Annotated in this window: 18 protein-coding genes; 6 read left to right on the top strand and 12 right to left on the bottom strand. The window is 33.4% G+C overall.

Features of this window, described 5'->3' with window-relative positions; all coding sequences use genetic code 11:
* Window positions 1-583 precede the first annotated feature (583 nt).
* From AC2I98_RS03415 to AC2I98_RS03365, 11 genes are all read right to left on the bottom strand, one after another.
* Complete coding sequence (locus AC2I98_RS03415; protein WP_486413230.1) at window positions 584-1,021, bottom strand: cupin domain-containing protein; 438 nt, start codon at window positions 1,019-1,021, stop codon at window positions 584-586.
* Entirely contained in the window at window positions 1,022-2,062 is a 1,041-nt protein-coding gene (locus AC2I98_RS03410; protein ID WP_486413229.1) for an alpha/beta hydrolase, read from the bottom strand.
* Window positions 2,063-2,067: 5 nt separating this feature from the next.
* The gene (locus AC2I98_RS03405) at window positions 2,068-2,715 is read right to left on the bottom strand and encodes a carboxymuconolactone decarboxylase family protein (RefSeq protein ID WP_486413228.1); all 648 of its coding nucleotides are present in this window, start codon (window positions 2,713-2,715) and stop codon (window positions 2,068-2,070) included.
* 85 nt (window positions 2,716-2,800) lie between these two features.
* On the bottom strand, window positions 2,801-3,436 hold the full coding sequence (locus tag AC2I98_RS03400) for a flavodoxin (RefSeq protein ID WP_486413227.1): 636 nt from the start codon (window positions 3,434-3,436) through the stop codon (window positions 2,801-2,803).
* Window positions 3,437-3,470: 34 nt separating this feature from the next.
* Window positions 3,471-4,454: an aldo/keto reductase gene (locus AC2I98_RS03395; RefSeq protein ID WP_486413226.1), complete on the bottom strand. Its 984-nt coding sequence runs from the start codon at window positions 4,452-4,454 to the stop codon at window positions 3,471-3,473.
* Window positions 4,455-4,636: 182 nt separating this feature from the next.
* Entirely contained in the window at window positions 4,637-5,254 is a 618-nt protein-coding gene (locus tag AC2I98_RS03390) for a hypothetical protein (RefSeq protein ID WP_486413225.1), read from the bottom strand.
* A gap of 207 nt (window positions 5,255-5,461) precedes the next feature.
* Complete coding sequence (locus AC2I98_RS03385) at window positions 5,462-6,517, bottom strand: alpha/beta hydrolase (protein ID WP_486413224.1); 1,056 nt, start codon at window positions 6,515-6,517, stop codon at window positions 5,462-5,464.
* Between the two features lies 1 nt (window position 6,518).
* The gene (locus tag AC2I98_RS03380) at window positions 6,519-7,085 is read right to left on the bottom strand and encodes a sugar O-acetyltransferase (RefSeq protein WP_486414057.1); all 567 of its coding nucleotides are present in this window, start codon (window positions 7,083-7,085) and stop codon (window positions 6,519-6,521) included.
* Window positions 7,086-7,173: 88 nt separating this feature from the next.
* Window positions 7,174-8,001: an AraC family transcriptional regulator gene (locus tag AC2I98_RS03375; protein WP_486413223.1), complete on the bottom strand. Its 828-nt coding sequence runs from the start codon at window positions 7,999-8,001 to the stop codon at window positions 7,174-7,176.
* Window positions 8,002-8,113: 112 nt separating this feature from the next.
* A complete protein-coding gene (locus tag AC2I98_RS03370; protein ID WP_486413222.1) occupies window positions 8,114-9,223 on the bottom strand; it encodes an aldo/keto reductase in 1,110 nt (369 codons plus the stop codon).
* Between the two features lie 79 nt (window positions 9,224-9,302).
* Window positions 9,303-10,148, bottom strand: coding sequence for an aldo/keto reductase (locus AC2I98_RS03365; RefSeq protein ID WP_486413221.1), 846 nt, complete (start codon window positions 10,146-10,148; stop codon window positions 9,303-9,305).
* Window positions 10,149-10,323: 175 nt separating this feature from the next.
* On the opposite strand from AC2I98_RS03365, the gene AC2I98_RS03360 reads away from it, so the two are divergent.
* From AC2I98_RS03360 to bioA, 6 genes are all read left to right on the top strand, one after another.
* On the top strand, window positions 10,324-11,220 hold the full coding sequence (locus tag AC2I98_RS03360; RefSeq protein ID WP_486413220.1) for a helix-turn-helix domain-containing protein: 897 nt from the start codon (window positions 10,324-10,326) through the stop codon (window positions 11,218-11,220).
* A gap of 278 nt (window positions 11,221-11,498) precedes the next feature.
* Complete coding sequence (locus AC2I98_RS03355) at window positions 11,499-12,116, top strand: hypothetical protein (protein ID WP_486413219.1); 618 nt, start codon at window positions 11,499-11,501, stop codon at window positions 12,114-12,116.
* Window positions 12,100-13,209: an aminotransferase class I/II-fold pyridoxal phosphate-dependent enzyme gene (locus AC2I98_RS03350; protein ID WP_486413218.1), complete on the top strand. Its 1,110-nt coding sequence runs from the start codon at window positions 12,100-12,102 to the stop codon at window positions 13,207-13,209. Before AC2I98_RS03355 ends, AC2I98_RS03350 begins: the two co-directional genes overlap by 17 nt.
* Window positions 13,202-13,837 carry a dethiobiotin synthase gene (gene bioD / locus AC2I98_RS03345; protein ID WP_486413217.1) on the top strand — a complete coding sequence of 212 codons (636 nt, stop codon included), beginning with the start codon at window positions 13,202-13,204 and terminating at the stop codon, window positions 13,835-13,837. The genes AC2I98_RS03350 and bioD overlap by 8 nt, the downstream gene beginning before the upstream one ends.
* 9 nt (window positions 13,838-13,846) lie before the next feature.
* Complete coding sequence (gene bioB / locus AC2I98_RS03340) at window positions 13,847-14,842, top strand: biotin synthase BioB (RefSeq protein WP_486413216.1); 996 nt, start codon at window positions 13,847-13,849, stop codon at window positions 14,840-14,842.
* On the top strand, window positions 14,830-16,101 hold the full coding sequence (gene bioA / locus AC2I98_RS03335) for an adenosylmethionine--8-amino-7-oxononanoate transaminase (protein WP_486413215.1): 1,272 nt from the start codon (window positions 14,830-14,832) through the stop codon (window positions 16,099-16,101). The genes bioB and bioA overlap by 13 nt, the downstream gene beginning before the upstream one ends.
* A 32-nt stretch (window positions 16,102-16,133) precedes the next feature.
* Here the strand turns inward: bioA and AC2I98_RS03330 are convergent, their stop codons facing one another.
* Window positions 16,134-17,063, bottom strand: coding sequence for a hypothetical protein (locus AC2I98_RS03330; protein ID WP_486413214.1), 930 nt, complete (start codon window positions 17,061-17,063; stop codon window positions 16,134-16,136).
* Between the last annotated feature and the right edge of the window lie 49 nt (window positions 17,064-17,112).

Raw genomic sequence — 17,112 nt, 5'->3', positions numbered from 1 at the left:
AAAAAGGAACTATAAATGATTTTAAAACTGCTCTTAAAAAGGGTACAAAACTAACTATAAAAGTTTTTAACCCTGAAGAAGATATGGTAACCAACAAAATTAATTATCAACTAAATCGAGTAATTGATTTTAAACTAAAAAATCCAGAATTATTAGACGAAATCATTATGTGCGATTGATACTTGTTATCGAAAGAAGACACTACATTTTATATTAAATATATTTCTAATAATTAGATTTTGTACATTATCGCTGATTTTATTCATTTTTAATCTTATTTACCATAACGCTAAAGCAATTGGACAAGATGCGGATTATATGTTTTCATTTAATTGTAATCAAGTAATAGCAGAAAAAATAATTGAAAAACATGGTTTGGTAAAAGATAATTAAAGGTAACAATCCTGAGGGTTTACAACATGATTTTTTTTGATGGGACAAAAAGCAAATAAGTCAATTACAAAGTTACTATTGGAGCACAGCTAACGAAAGAACTATCATAAACTATTTTGGTATGATGATAAAAGTAATAAAGCCTATTATTTTGAATATAGTCTGTAAAGCAAGCTTCATTTTAAGATATTTACTCCACTTTCTCCAACCAAACAACGTTGCCTTTATCCGTATTTGTGCCGATTGCGATATGCGACATATGTTGAGAATCTGTTGCGCCATGCCAATGTTCTACATTTGGCGGGCAAGTGATGATTTCACCTTTTTTCATGGCTTTAATTTCTTTTCCTCTTTCTTGATACCAACCTTCGCCATCAATGATTAATAATATTTGACCACCAGGATGATAATGCCAATTGGTTTTTGCATTTGGTTCAAAACGCACTACACCAATGGAATTATTGTACACTGAATCGGCTTGTAAAAGTATATTCAATTTTACATTTCCTTGAAAATTTTCACTTTTCACCAATGATCCTTCATCAAAAATGGAATGGTTAGTTGATTGAGCATTTAATGTAAAACTGCTTGCTAATAGGCTTAAAATAAATACGATTTTGTGTTTCATCTATAAATTTTTTGAATAAAAATCATTTAATTTTGTAACGATTTGCGAAACATATTCTTCCTTCCAATAGGTTTCTATATGCGTTGCGCCTTCTACAATAAACAATTCTTTTGTTTTGGAATTGGTTGCTTTTTGCATGGCTTCATCGGTCATATATTTGGTGTCGGCTTTGCTACCTGTAATCATCAATAAAGGTTGATTGATTAACTCCATTTGGTCGGTTGCGTCCCAAGTCATCAAATCCATCAAGCTACTTGTGGTGTACAAAAAGGTTGAATTAGGATGTGCGTGTGTTCTGTAATAATATTCAAAACCTTCTCTGTAAAGATCTGTCGTAGTTTTGGCAATATCTTCATTGCTAATTGTTGCAACGCCAGATAACGGAATTTCTTTTCCTGTAGCTTCTTTTGCTCGTGCTTCTGAAGCGAGTTGCAATCGTCCTTGAATGCTTTCTAATTGACTATCCTGAAAACCATTTCGACGTACTTTTCCTGAATTGAACATACTTAATGTAGCCACTGCTTTCATTCTTTTATCGGCTTGCGAAGCTTTTAAAGTGTATCCACCACCGCCACAAATACCCAAAGCGCCTATTTTTGTAGCATCAACACCTTTGTATTGGCTCAAATAATCAATCATTCCATAAATATCTTCGGTACGAAATTGAGGTTTATCGGTATGTCGAGGTTCTCCACCGCTTGCGCCTTGGTAGGCTGCATCTGCTGTAATGGTTACGTAACCTTTTTCGGCTAATAATTGGGCATACAAGCCAGCCGTTTGCTCTTTTACCCCTCCATTGGGATGCGCGATTACGATGGCTGGATATTTTTTATTGGCATCAAAATTGGGCGGAGTATACACATTTGCTGCAATTTTTATCCCGTTTAATTGATAATTAACAGGATGAATATTAACTTTTCCTACTTTATTTTCGGTAATTGCACCGCGATAAACCAAGGTCCAAGGATTATTATTTTGTTGTGCATCTACCGTCATAAGGTTTGATGCTGCTAATACAAAGCCTAACATTATATTTTTCATATTTTTTATTTGTAATGATTGATAACTTCTTTCACTATTTTTTCTACAGCCTTCGCTTTCTTTTTTCCAGCGGTTTTGCTAATTATTTGGATAAACTCTTGCAATTCTTCGGGTTTGATGTTTTGTTTTAAAGCGATTTCTAAATGACTTTTTAACATCGGTTCGGCATCACCAATCGAACTAATAACCGATACTGTTACCCATTCTCTTTGTGCATAATTGAGAACATCCCGTTCGAAAATATCAGCAAATAAATGTTCTTTCAAAAACACATCAATTGTAGGTGCAAAAGCTGAGTAACCGCTTAACTGTGCAGGCTGTGCTGTTTGTGTAAGTTCTCCTAAAATATGTTTTCCTCTATTGTATTTGGTATCGTTGGAAACAATTGGAGAAGCAGAATTTCCTTCTTCATCTACTAATCCTTTTGCTTTTCGATCTTCTATAACTTCCATAAAAGTTTGTAAACCCCTAATGCTACGTGGAAATCCGCAATAAGCATAGGTATGAATCAAAATTTCTTTGATTTGATTGACTGTTAGTTTTTCATCAAGAGCCAAATTCAGTTTTTTTTCTAAATTGGATAAATCGCCTTGCGCTGTGTAAGAGGCAATTTTGATGATATTTTTTTCTTGATTGTCTAATAAATTATTCATTTTTTGTGCATTTACTGTGATACTGAAAAACATTAAAAAAATCAGATATAATTTCATGTTAACCATTTTTTTTGGATTAAATATGTTACTCAACAAACTTTAGCTTTTTCAACCATTGATGAATGGCGTCGCGTGTTTGGATTTCTTTTTCACCTTGCATCACATACAAAATACCGTCTCTTTCTTTACCGCCTTGTGTTGAAAAACCTTGTAAAATGGTACTTGTAGGTGCTAATTTTTTCACGGTTTCAAAACTGCTTCCTATTCCATAACCCGCATTGGTATTGAAAGGAACAATGATTTTTCCGCTTAAATTATATTCGTTCAAAAAACTTTTCATCGGTGTTGGCAATTGCATCCCCCAAGTGGGAAAACCAAGAAAAATAACGTCATATGTTTCGATACGATCAATTTTGGATTTTAGCGCAGGCAGAAAATTGGTTTCGTTCTCTTTTTGCACTTGCGCCACCATCGTTTTATAGTCCGTTGGATAAGGATTCTTTACATCAAGTTCCAACAAGGTACCGCCTGTTTTTTGATGAATCATTTCGGCAACAGCTTTGGTGTTTTTGGTACGAGAAAGATAGATGATGAGTATTTTGTCTGTTGCAAAATTGGTGTTTTCTAAATTTTCTTGCTCTAATTTATCATCCGATTGACACGATGCTGTTGTAAAAAACAGTGAAAAAAGAATGACGATTAAACTAAACTTTGTTTTCATATTGAAATGCCGTTTTATGAAAAATAGAAAAAGACTATTTATCAATCATTTTTTGTTGAGCCTTTGCATAACGCTCACCATGAATTTCGATTTGGCTAGATAATTCATTAATTTTCATTAAATCTTCGGATGATAACACAACATTTGTTGCGCCAACATTTTCTTCTAATCGACTGATTTTTGTTGTTCCAGGAATTGGCGCAATCCAAGGTTTTTGAGCCAATAACCACGCTAAAGCAATCTGAGCAGGTGTTGTTTCTTTTTCCTCTGCTAAACTGTTCATCATAGTTACAAGTGCTTGATTGGCGTTACGATTTTCTTCTGAAAAACGAGGAACCGTATTTCTAAAATCGGTCGCATCAAATTTGGTTTCCGAAGTAATTGCACCCGTTAAAAATCCTTTCCCTAAAGGACTAAAAGGCACAAAACCAATTCCTAATTCTTCCAAAGTGGGAAGAATGTCTTTTTCGGGTTGTCTCCAAAACAAAGAATATTCGCTCTGCAATGCGGTTACAGGCAACACGGCGTGCGCTTTTCGAATGCTGTCAACACTAGCTTCGCTCATACCAAAATGTTTCACTTTTCCTTCTTCAATTAATTCTTTAACTGTTCCCGCTACGTCTTCCATGGGCACATTGGGATCAACTCGGTGCTGGTAAAGCAAATCGATATAATCTGTTTGAAGATATTTCAACGAGTTTTCTACCACTTGACGGATTCTTTCTGGACGACTATCCAATCCGTTCGCAGGGCTACCTTCTTTAAAACCAAACTTAGTTGCCAACACCACTTCATTTCGAAAAGATTTTACGGCTTTTCCTAACAATGCTTCGTTTCCACCTTGGCTGTACGCTTCGGCAGTATCAAAAAAAGTAATTCCTAAATCGTAGGCTTTTTGAATTAATGCAATGGCTTGTTTTTCATTGGTTGCAGGTCCGTAACCAAATGTAAGTCCCATGCATCCCAATCCTAATTCGGAAACTTCTAATCCGCTTTTTCCTAATTGTCTTTTTTTCATTTTCCTAAATTTATACTACAAATTTCAAGATTATGATTCAGTAAATTGGTAGATGAATTACCGCATTTCTTACCATTATTACTGATTTTTAATTTTTCGTTAAAGCTCATAACACCGATTTCTAATAAAAAAAATACGAGCTTAAGGCTCGTATTTTTTTAAGAAATAGTATATGTTTTAGTTTAATAATCAATAACATACCAATTTAAACCATCACTTTGTATTGTAATTCGGTCTGCAATAGCTTTAGTTCCCGCAACAGCATTTCCTAACCTATAGATAGAATTAGATTTTAAAATAGTACCATCGTCTAAAAGTGCGTAGATCACTTCTTCATTAAATTGAAGTCCATATTCTGTTTGATTTCCATCATTATCCCAAATAAATTTTCCATTTTCTCCTCCATTTAGATTAGTCACTTTATACAATCTACCTTTACATGTTGATGCATTGGGTAAGGTAAGAACTGGAATATTATTGGGATCTGCAATTCCATTAAAAATAATGCTGTAATCATTATCTGTAATCGTATAACTGGTTTTGACTAGCTTTACAGCTAAAGATAAAGAGTTATCCATTTGTAGTCCGCTATTGGGATTTATTGTACCAATGCCTACTTTTCCTGTTTCAGTAAAAACAAAATCATTAGTTGATTGCAAAACTGTAGGAATGCTCGTCTTATTGTTATCATTTGCTCCATCTATATGGAAAACAGCTTGTGGAATTGCAGTATTTATCCCTATTTGAGCGTGCGCAATACCGCTAAATAAACCATAGATTAGTATTAGTTTTTTCTTCATAAGTTTTAGTGTAAATTAAGATATTTTATTTCTCAAATATATTTACAAAAAACATTATTAACAATAATCTAAAAAGGTAATATAAATAATTGTTATTTTGTTTATAGATAATTATTTAAATGTATTCAATAAAATTTATGAAATAGAAAGATCAAAATAATTTCATACAAAAAAAACTGAAGATTTCTCTTCTGCTTTGTGTAAGGTCTATTTTAAATTCGTTTTGAAAAAATCTTCCATTTTCGCAAATGGAATAATATCAATTTTGTCATACAAATCTACATGAACCGCGTTGGGGATAATCATCAATTCCTTTGGTTCGGCAGCCATTTTGTAAATATCTTCGCTAAAATATTTGGAATGTGCATTTTCTCCAGCAATTAACAAAATAGGTCGAGGCGAAATCTCTTTAATATAGCTTAAAATTGGCATATTCATCAGCGAAAAACCATTTGTCATCGTCCATGCAGCATTAGAATTGATGGAGCGTTCGTGAAAACCTCTTGTTGTTTTGTAATAATCAAAATAATCTTTCACAAACTGAGGTTCATCACCTTTCAGAGCATCTGGATTAGGGCCATTTCCGTAAGCCGTTTTTCCATTTTCGGCATCTTTCCAACGTTGCAGACTCATTTGTTCTAAGGTTTTTGTGCGCTCATCCAACGTAACTTTATCGTAATATCCTTTCGAACTTGCTCTCGGAATATCGTACATACTGGTTGTTACAACAGCTTTCACGCGTTTATCTACAGCGGTTGCGTTGAGTGCAAAACCTCCAAAACCACAAATGCCGATGATCCCAATTTTATTTCTGTCCACATTTTTTTGAAGTCCAAGAAAATCTACCGCTGCACTAAAATCTTCGGTATTGATATCTGATGAAGCTACATTTCTTGGCTCTCCGCTACTTTCGCCCGTATATGAAGGATCAAAAGCAATGGCAACAAAACCACGTTCTGCCATTTGATTGGCGTACAAACCCGAAGATTGCTCTTTCACGGCACCAAAAGGACCCGAAATGACAATGGCAGGAAGTTGCTTGTTTCCGTTATTTTTAGGAAGATACAAATCGCCCGAAAGTGTTATGCCATAACGGTTTTTGAAACTTACTTTTTGACGTGTTACTTGATCGCTCAACTGAAAAGTATATTGATTTTTGTCGTTGTTCATTGTATTGATTTTAGATTTATTTTGCGCAAATGCTGCTCCCACTAAAAGAAACAGCAAGGAGAGAATTGTTGTACAAATTGATTTAGATTTCATTTTAGATTTGTTTAATTATTTTAGCGGGAATTCCGCCTACCACTACATTGTCTGGCACATTTTTGGAAACCACCGCACCCGCAGCAACTACCGAATTTTCACCAATGGTTACACCTGGAAGTATTGTTGCGTTCGCACCAATCCATGCATTTTTTTTGATGTGAATAGGCGCAACTTTTAAGTTTTTTCTTTGGGTAGGATCCAACGGATGACCTTCGGAAAGTATGCTCACATTAGGGGCAATCTGAACATCATCTTCAATCCTTACACCGCCCAAATCAAGGATAGTACAATTAAAATTGATAAAAACACCTTTTCCTATTTTGGTATTTTTCCCGTAATTGATGTAAAATGGCGTAAAAATTCCCACACTTTCGTCAATGTATTCCCCTGTAATTTCACTAAGCAAACTGCGAACATTACTAGCATTCGCCGTATTGTTCATCTGCAACAAAAGGGCTTTGGTTTTGTAAGATTCTTCCCCCAATCGATGTATTTCGGGATGATGCGAAGAAGCTTCTCCTTCCGTTAAAAGTGTTTGAAAAATATCTGTTGCTACTGCTTCCATTATTGTAATTTTATACAGCAAAATTAACAACAAAGCCTTACAACTGTTTTGCTGTAAGGCTCAATTTACTTTTCTGAAAAGCTCAATTTTATATTTCCGTTGGCGACATGCCGTACTGTTTTTTGAAAGCAGTTGAAAAATGCGAAAGGTTCTTAAAACCAACTTCTATAAACACCTCTTGCACTTTTTTATGTTCTTCTTTTAGCTTGATATACGCCATTTCCAAACGTTTTTTTATCAACCATTTTTGTGGAGTAAGATTGCTTATTTTCTTAAAATCTCTTTTAAAAGTTGCCAAACTTCTCCCTGTAAAAGAAGCAATTTGTTCCATCGAAAGCTCATCCATATAATTTTCATTCAAAAACTCTAGGATATCAACTTTCCAAGGGTCGGCAAAATCAAAAAGTATCGGATACAACTGCTCGTTGTCATTTAGCAAGGTATAAATCGCCTCCAACAACTTCAACCGCGTAACGCCTTCTGTGGGCTTTATGTTGCTATCAAAATAAGGTGTTAACGACTGAAAAAGACTTTCTACGGCAGGTGTTCTTTTTAACGGAATGACGTTTTCATCTGTTAAGGATACATTTTGTGGAATTTCGGCTTTATTCATTTTCGAATAAAAATCACGCAACACAGGTCGCTTAAATGTAAGTGAAATGCCACGGTACAAATCTTCGCCAACGCTATTTTTATACATTTTTAATCGATGATCTCTTCGTATAAAAGCACAATCACCCGATTTAAGCACAATTTTATGATCCCGATCTTCAATCACTTGTTCGCCCGAATACAAATAAACCAACGTGTGTTCTGGGGTTGAATGGATACATTTTTCGCTGTAATCTGAAAAGCAAGACAAAAAAATACCAGAATAACTGATGGTTTTTAGTTTTTCTTCTTGTGCTGTTTCCATTTTCGTTGAGAATTTTATTGAACAAACAAATTTACGAAATCGAGCGAATTTTATTTTGCTCTAAAGCTCTTTTTTATTTTCTGAGAAGCTCAGATATCTATTTCTCGAAAACTTATTTTTTCAGCGGAGCTTCCACATCCGAAAATTGTAAAACTGCGGCTGGCAAACGTTCACCGATGATGTTGATTTTATTAAGTTCATCATTAAAATTTTTGAATTCGCTTGGAGAAAATTTTACTTGATCTGCCCCTAAATTCTCGTTCATATGCGCCATTTGAGTCGTACCCGGAATAGGAACAATAAACGGTTTTTGATGTAGCAACCACGCCAACGAAATTTGCGCTGGAGTGGCATTTTTCTGAACGCTCCATTTTTTCAAAAGCTGAATTAAGGCTAAATTATTAGGTAAATTTTCAGGAGAAAATCGGCTTTCAATTCCACGAATATCGCCTTGTGCAAAACGCGTATTTTCATCAATTGCACCTGTTAAAAAACCAACGCCCAGCGGACTCCAAGGCACAAAACCAATTCCCAATTCTTCGCAAAGTGGAATAATTTTGGCTTCGGGACCTCGCCAAATCAACGAATATTCGTTTTGAATCGCCGTCATTGGATGTTCTCTATGTGCACGTTTAACGGTTTCTACACCAGGTTCGCACAAGCCGTAATGCAACAATTTCCCTTGTTTAATCAATTCTTTAATAACACCTACCACATCTTCAATCGGCACTTCGGGATCGACACGATGTTGATACAACAAATCAATACGATCCGTTTTTAGACGTTTTAGCATGCCTTCCACCACTTTTTTGATGTGATCGGGTTTGCTATTCAATCCAGGCAAACGTTTCCCTGTTTCTAAATCGATGTTCCAACCAAATTTTGTGGCAATAACAATGTCATTTCGGAAAGAAGCAACGCCTTCACCCAGAATTCTTTCCACTTCGTGAGGACCATACGCTTCGGCAGCATCGTAAAATGTCAATCCATTGTCAAAAGCCTTGCGAATAATATTGTGCATTTCGGGACGATTAGGAATGGTGGTTTGATAAGTTCTGCTCATATTTTGCACCCCAATTCCAACGGATGAAACTTGCAACGTTTTCCCTAATTTTCTTTTGCTTGAAAGGCTTTTGAGTTCATTATTGCTTTCAATTTCATTCTTTGTAGCGGCTTGTACTAAAGAACCAAAAGGCAACAAAGCTGTGCCAACAGCGGCCAAACCTGCGGTTTTTAAAATATCTCTTCTGTTCATGTTGATTTGTTTTTTAGTGGATTTTATGAATGATTCGCCAGCGATTTTATCTTACTAAACCCGCAAACCATTTTACACGATCGGCATCTCGATGATCGAAGAAACTACTTTCGTTTCTGTTGATGCTTTGTATTTGCACCATATCTTCTGCTGACAATTCAAAATCGAAAACCTCAAAATTTTGTTTCATTCTTGATGGTGTAACCGATTTCGGAATCACCACAATATCACGCTGAATCATCCATCGAAGCGTTACTTGAGCAACTGATTTGTTGTATTTTTTACCGATTTCGGAAAGCACTTCATTCTCAAAAAAATTGTGTTGACCTTCAGCAAAAGGTGCCCAACTTTCGTGTGCAACGCCGTATTCTTTCATGATTTTGTTGTCGTAATCGCGTTGGAAAAAAGGATGGGTTTCAATTTGATTCACGGCAGGCGCTATTTCGTTGTAAGAAATTAAATCAACCAATCGATCAGGGTAAAAATTACTAACGCCAATGGCTTTTATTTTGCCCGCTTTGTTCAATTCTTCCATTGCTTTCCACGAACCATAAATATCATTGTAAGGCTGATGCAACAAGTACAAATCCAAATAATCTAACTGTAAATTTTCCATCGATTGCTGAAACGCTTTTTGTGCTTTTTCGTAACCGTAATCAGAAATCCATAGTTTAGTGGTAATAAACAAGTCTTCACGCTTAATACCGCTTTCTTTTATGGCATCACCAACAGCCTTTTCGTTACCATAAGCTTGAGCCGTATCAATGCTTCTGTAACCCAATTCTAAAGCCGTTAATACGCTTTTTTTACACTCTTCATAATCTGGAATTTGGAATACGCCATAACCTAATATGGGCATTTCTACGCCGTTATTTAATGTTAATGTTTTCATTTTTTATGATTTAAAATTTAAACTACTTCTTTTGAACAATACAAAATTCCGTACAAAAAAGACACCACTTTGTATATCAATTACGGATTGTCTTACCATTATTACTGATTTGGTTTTAGATGTAGTTATCAGCTCGTTAGATTGTGTAATTTTGTAGTATTAAATGTGAAAAACAATGGAAAAAGTGATGAATTTTGAAACGGTACAAGATTATAATGATTTTAATAATCATGAAACGTTGCATCCTTTTGTGAGCATTCTCGATTTATCAAAAGCGCAACCAAGAACGGGTGTGAAGATGAATTTTGGTTTGTATACTGTATTTCTAAAAGAGGTGGTGTGTGGCGATTTGCGTTACGGAAGAGCGACGTATGATTACCAAGAAGGCACTTTGGTTTTTATTGCGCCAGGACAAGTGATTGATGTGGACAATAAAACAGATTTGTACCAGCCTAAAGGTTTTGCACTCGTTTTTCATCCCGATTTAATTAAAGGAACTCCATTAGCAAAAGATATTTTAGACTATAATTTTTTCTCTTATAAATCGAATGAAGCTTTGCATTTATCGACAAAAGAAAGGCAAATGGTGTTGGATTTTTTCTCGAAAATAGAATTTGAATTGCAAAATGCTATCGATAAACACAGTAAAAAATTAATCACATCAACAATAGAATTATTTTTGAGTTATTGTGAACGTTTCTATGACCGACAATTCATTACTAGAGAAAATGTAAACCAAGGTATTCTTGAAAAGTTTGAAACTTTATTGAACGATTATTTTAGTTCTGATAAGGCTGAAACCATTGGCTTTCCATCGGTAAGTCATTTTGCGGAAGAATTGCATTTATCGCCTAATTATTTTGGTGATTTAATTAAAAAAGAAACTGGAAAATCGGCACAAGAATATTTGCAAAATAAATTGATAGATGTTGCTAAAGAAAAGGTTTTTGATGCAGATAAATCCATCAGTCAAATTGCTTATGAATTGGGTTTTAAATATCCACAACATTTTACACGTCTCTTTAAGCAAAAAGTGGGGTTAACCCCGAATGAGTATAGGAGTTTGAATTGATAAATTTCCAATTTTATTATTTTCTGTTCAATAAACATCCTTATTAAACTCAAGTTTAATAGGGATTCATTCAAATTCCAACTTCAAGAAATAGTTTTATTTAAATCTAAAAATTATTTTTTTAATTTCAAATCAAATTACTTCAATATTAACTTCCTTAAATTCTGTAATATCACTTTAGTTATTTACATAAATATGTAGCCGGACTATTTGATAAATAAAAACTGGTATAATAATCTAGTCCACTTAGCTAATAATTTTGTCAGAAATAATTTACAGTGGAAAATTTATTACATCAAATTGTATCAAATCCAGAGATTCATGTGAAGTGGTTAAATACTCTTTCGTATATGGAGAATGCTGGTGCGAGAAAAATTTCGGCATGCGAACACAAAACACAGGTTAACCTTATTCAGTTAAAACATTCAGCAGAAGAGCATCGTCATGCGTATTATTTGAAGAAGCAAATTAATAAATTAATTCCTAATGCTTGTGAAAATTATGATTCAAACTATCTATTAGCTTTTAATGCAACAAGGTATTATTTGCACGAATTAGATATTAGAGTATGTCGCTTACTTAAAAGTGAATTTAATCTAAAAGGAGATAATTTAAAATATACAGCATATCTTTTTGTGACTTATGCAATAGAGGTAAGGGCAGATGAATTGTATCCTATTTATCAAAATGTATTAACTAATCATCAACAAAAGGTAATGGTAAAATCTATTATTCTTGAAGAAGAAGGTCATTTAGAAGAAATGATTCATCAATTAAAAGAATTTCATAAAGATTGGGAATTTTATGCAATAAAAGTGATTCAGTTGGAAAGTGAATTATTTGATAATTGGATTGAGCAGCTAGAAAAAGAAATTAATCATGTATCAATTCAATAATCGACTTCATATTGCTTTACTCGAAAGAGAAAAAAATGAAGTAAGAAGATCGCTAAAAGTTTATTCAGATTCTGTAGATTTTTTTAGTAATGATTATTTAGGATTAGCAAAAAATGAAGACTTTCATCAGCAAATTCTTGAAGAATTAAATGATAATCCATCCTTACTATTTGGTTCTACTGGAGCAAGATTGATTAGTGGAAATTCTGATTACATAAAAGAAGTTGAAGAGTTTATTGCGAAAGAACATCAAACAGAAGCTTCTTTATTTTTTTCGTCTGGTTATAATGCCAATTTAGCATTGTTTTCGGCTATATTAAAGCGTAATGATGTCGTTTTAGTGGATGAAAATATACATCGGTCAGTACATGATGGTTGTAAATTATCGAATGCTAGAAAGTTGAAATTTAAACATAACGATTTAGCTCATTTAGAAAAACTGTTGCAAAAAGTAGATGGAAATTGTTTTGTTGCTGTAGAAAGCTTGTATTCTATGGATGGAGATTTTGCTCCTCTTATTGAAATCGTTGCTTTATGTCAACATTATAATGCTGTTTTAATAGTAGATGAAGCACATGCTTTTGGTGTATTTGGTTATGGATTAATTCATCAATTAGGATTACAACATCAAGTTTTTGCAACTATCATAACCTACGGAAAAGCAATGGGAATGTCTGGTGCTGCAATAGTAGCAGATCAACTGTTAATCGATTATTTGATCAATTATGCATCACCTTTTATTTATACAACAGCTTTTCCAAATTCTCATATTGTGGGCATTAAAAGAGGGTACCATTTCATTAATCAAAATAATCATTTGCAAGAAAAATTGCAACAGAATATTTTACACTTTCGTGCAAGTAGTATAATAAGTACTTCAGACAAAATTAGTCCTATTCAGGTATTAAAATTTAAGAATAAATCTAAATTACTTTTTATTAAAAATGAATTGGAGAAACTGAAAATAAACACCTTCGCTGTTTTTGCACCAACTGTAGCGGTAGGCAAAGAACCTTTGCGAATTTGCTTACATGCTTTTAATACGCAAGAAGAAATCAACGAATTAACAAGAATAATTAAAGAAAATGAATAAACAATTATTTGTTACAGGAATAGGAACAGGAGTCGGAAAAACTATGGTTTCTGCAGTATTTGTAGAAGCTTTGCAAGCAGATTATTGGAAACCTATACAATCAGGTGATTTAGAATCGTCGGATAGTCAATTCGTAAACTCTTTAACATCTTCTCATTTAAAAATTCATACAGAACGTTATCAATTAAAAAAAGCTGCTTCCCCACATCAATCGGCAAAAGAGGAAGGGATTGAGATAAAACTAACTGATTTTGAGATTCCAAAAACTTCTAATAATTTGATAATAGAAGGAGCAGGCGGATTATTTGTACCAATTAACGAACAAGATTATATGATTGATCTTATTCATCAGTTTAATTTGTCAACAATAGTGGTAGCAACAAATTATTTGGGTTGTATCAATCATACTTTACTCACTTTAGAAGCCTTAAAAACTCGAAACATTCAAGTGGACTATTTTGTTTTTAACGAAAATTTTGATGAAGATACTTCTCGTGCAATAAAAAATTCTATTCCACCAGAAGTTGCGATTATCAATATCCCAATGTTCGAATCAATTAACTCAAATGAAATAAGTGAATTAGCGAAAATAGTTTACAAAGAATTGAACTTAGCACATAAAAAATAAAACAACAGAATGAAAACACAACAGAAAATACGTCATAATTGGACAAAAGCAGAAATTGAAACAATATACAATCAGCCATTATTAGATTTGGTTTATCAAGCTTCAATTATACATCGGGAGTGGCACAATGCTAGAGAAGTACAGGTTTGTACGTTGTTGTCTGTTAAAACAGGAGGATGTCCTGAAGATTGTTCATATTGTGGACAAGCTGCGCGTTATCATACGGATATTAAAGTACAAGCATTATTACCAACAGAAACAGTATTAGCTCATGCAAGAAAAGCGAAAGAAACTGGTTCATCACGTTTTTGTATGGCTGCTGCATGGCGAGAAGTACGAAATAATAGAGACTTTGACCGTATTATAGAAATGGTGAAAGGAGTAAATGATTTAGGTTTAGAAGTTTGTTGCACATTGGGAATGTTAACAGAAGAGCAAGCGATTCGTTTACAAGAAGCTGGTTTGCATGCTTATAACCATAATCTTGATACATCTGAAGAATATTATGATGAAATTATTTCGACTCGTCAATTTGATAACCGAATAAATACGATTCAAAATGTTCGTAAAGCAGGAATTACAGTTTGTTCGGGTGGAATTATAGGTCTGGGAGAAACACATTTGGATCGAATTTCTATGTTGTTGACATTAGCAACAATGCCAAAACACCCAGAATCTGTCCCAGTAAATGCATTAGCAAGGGTAAAAGGTACTCCTTTAGAAGATAATCCAAAAGTAGATATCTGGGATATGGTTCGCATGATTGCAACTGCACGTATCGTAATGCCAGCTTCTGTTGTTCGTTTAAGCGCAGGACGTATTGAAATGACTGAAGTAGAGCAAGCTTGGTGTTTTATGGCTGGAGCAAACTCTATTTTTACAGGAGAACGAGAAACGTTATTGGTTACGCCAAATCCTGGTGTAACAGAAGATATGAAAATGTTTCAGAATTTGGGATTAGTTCCAATGATTAAACAAGAAAAAAAGCAAACATGTACACATTAAAAGAGCGTGATCAACAAGTGAATTGGCATCCGTATACGCAAATGAAAAAGGCGGATCACATAATACCAATTGTCAAAGGAGAAGGAACCTATATTTTTGATGAAAATAATAAACGATATATAGATGCAGTATCTTCTTGGTGGGTGACATTGCATGGGCATTCGCATCCTTATATTGCACAAAAAATGTATGAGCAATTAACGACTTTAGAGCATGTTATTTTTGCTGGATTTACGCATCAACCAGCTGTAGAATTATCAGAACGCTTATTGGCTCTTTTACCTGATAATCAGCAAAAATCATTTTACAGTGATAATGGGTCAACGGCGATAGAAGTTGCCTTAAAAATGTGCATACAATACCATTACAATAAAAATGAAAAAAGACCTGTAATTCTTGCATTCAAAAATGCATATCATGGGGATACGTTTGGAGCGATGTCTGTTAGTGGAAGAGGAATTTGGACAGAACCTTTTAGTGAAAAATTGTTTGATGTACTCTTTATTGAAACACCAAATGAAGAGAATATTGAAACTATAAAAATTCAAATTGAGCAGATTGCTGATCAAGTAGCTTGTTTTATTTATGAACCTTTGGTACAGGGGGCAGCAGGAATGTTGATGTATGAAGCTAAATATTTGGATGAATTAATGAGTTGTTGTCGAAATAATAAAATTCTATTAATTCAAGACGAAATATTTGTTGGTTTTGGACGAACAGGCAAATTGTTTGCGGCAAATCATTTAAAAGAAACGCCGGATATTATGTGCTTTTCTAAAGGGTTGACAGGCGGAACATTACCTTTGGGGTTGACAACTTGTACCAATGAGATTTACCAAGCTTTTTATGCTGATGATTTAAACAAAACATTGTTTCACGGACATTCATTTACAGCAAGTCCCTTGGCGTGTACCGCTGCGCTAGCGAGTCTTGACTTATTGATGCAAGAATCGACACAAAAACAAATAGAAAATATTATTCAGCAACATCAAATTTTTATTTCATCTATTCAACATCATCCAAAAGTAAAAGTCATTCGTCAATGTGGAACTATTTTGGCAATGGAATGGAAAACTGATGAAGAAACATCCTATTTTAGTGATATGCACGAAAAACTCTATCCTTATTTTTTAGAAAAAGGAATTTTGTTGCGTCCATTAGGAAATATTATTTATTTAGTACCTCCATATTGTATTTCCACAAACGATTTAACCTATATTTACAAAACAATTCAACAAGCTTTACTAGAGTTGGTTTAAGCCTATAAAACCTCCTTTTGGAGGTTTTATATTTAGAATGATTTTTTAGATATATTCAATACAGAATCAACTTTTAAAGTCAATTTATCAGCTCCTTTTGCATTTAAATGATCTGAATTTTTAAAATCAACTAATTTAAAATCTTGATTATTCGTAAAATAATCCAACACGATTACGTTTGAGTATTTTGATAATCGTTTCACATTTCGAGTTAAGTTATAATATTGAGGCGTTTTTAAAGCATAATTTTTATATAAATCCGTAGTTGGAGTAGAAATTAAAATTACCTGAATATTTTTTGATTGAGCTTCTTTTATAAGCTGTTCTAGATACTTATAATGTTTTTCAATTGTTTGTTGTACATTATTTGAGACTAAATTAAAACGATGTTTTTGATACGTTTTTTTAGCGTAAACGCTATCATTCCATTTAGATTCATATCGATTTTTGATATAACCTTTTTTATCTATTGTAATATCATCACTATTTTTAACAATATAGTTTTTTACTCTATTATAGTTTACTTCAATTGGTTCTGAAAAAATCTCGTAGTTTTTGTTTAAATTAGAATAATCTGTATCGACTTTCCAATAAATAATATAATATTTTAGTTTTTTCTCAGAAAAATTATTTAATTCAGACGTGAAAGAAAAATAAGAGATAGGAATGATAATTGTTTTTAAATTAGGTAAATAATTTTTGTTAAGTTCAAAAATTTTATAATCTAAATCTAATGACTGAGCTGAATGTGCAACATTGAATGCTTTATCTGTAAATAAATTGGGATTTAGCCCAGTAAATGTATGTGAACTTCCAAGAATTAAAGTCTCAATTTTATTTCCATTTTCCTTTAGATAATTTGCTTTGTATTGATAGTCATTCGGGATTCTTCTTAGGATAATTTCACTTGTAATAAGAATAATTATGGGTAAGAAAATAACAGAAAGCATAATTTTTTTCATAAAGAGAAGAGATGGAATATGATTTGAACTTTATAAAATGATTTTTGAG

The organism is Empedobacter sp. EJD.6dd (assembly GCF_057369435.1).
This window is presented reverse-complemented; position numbering and strand designations above follow the sequence as displayed.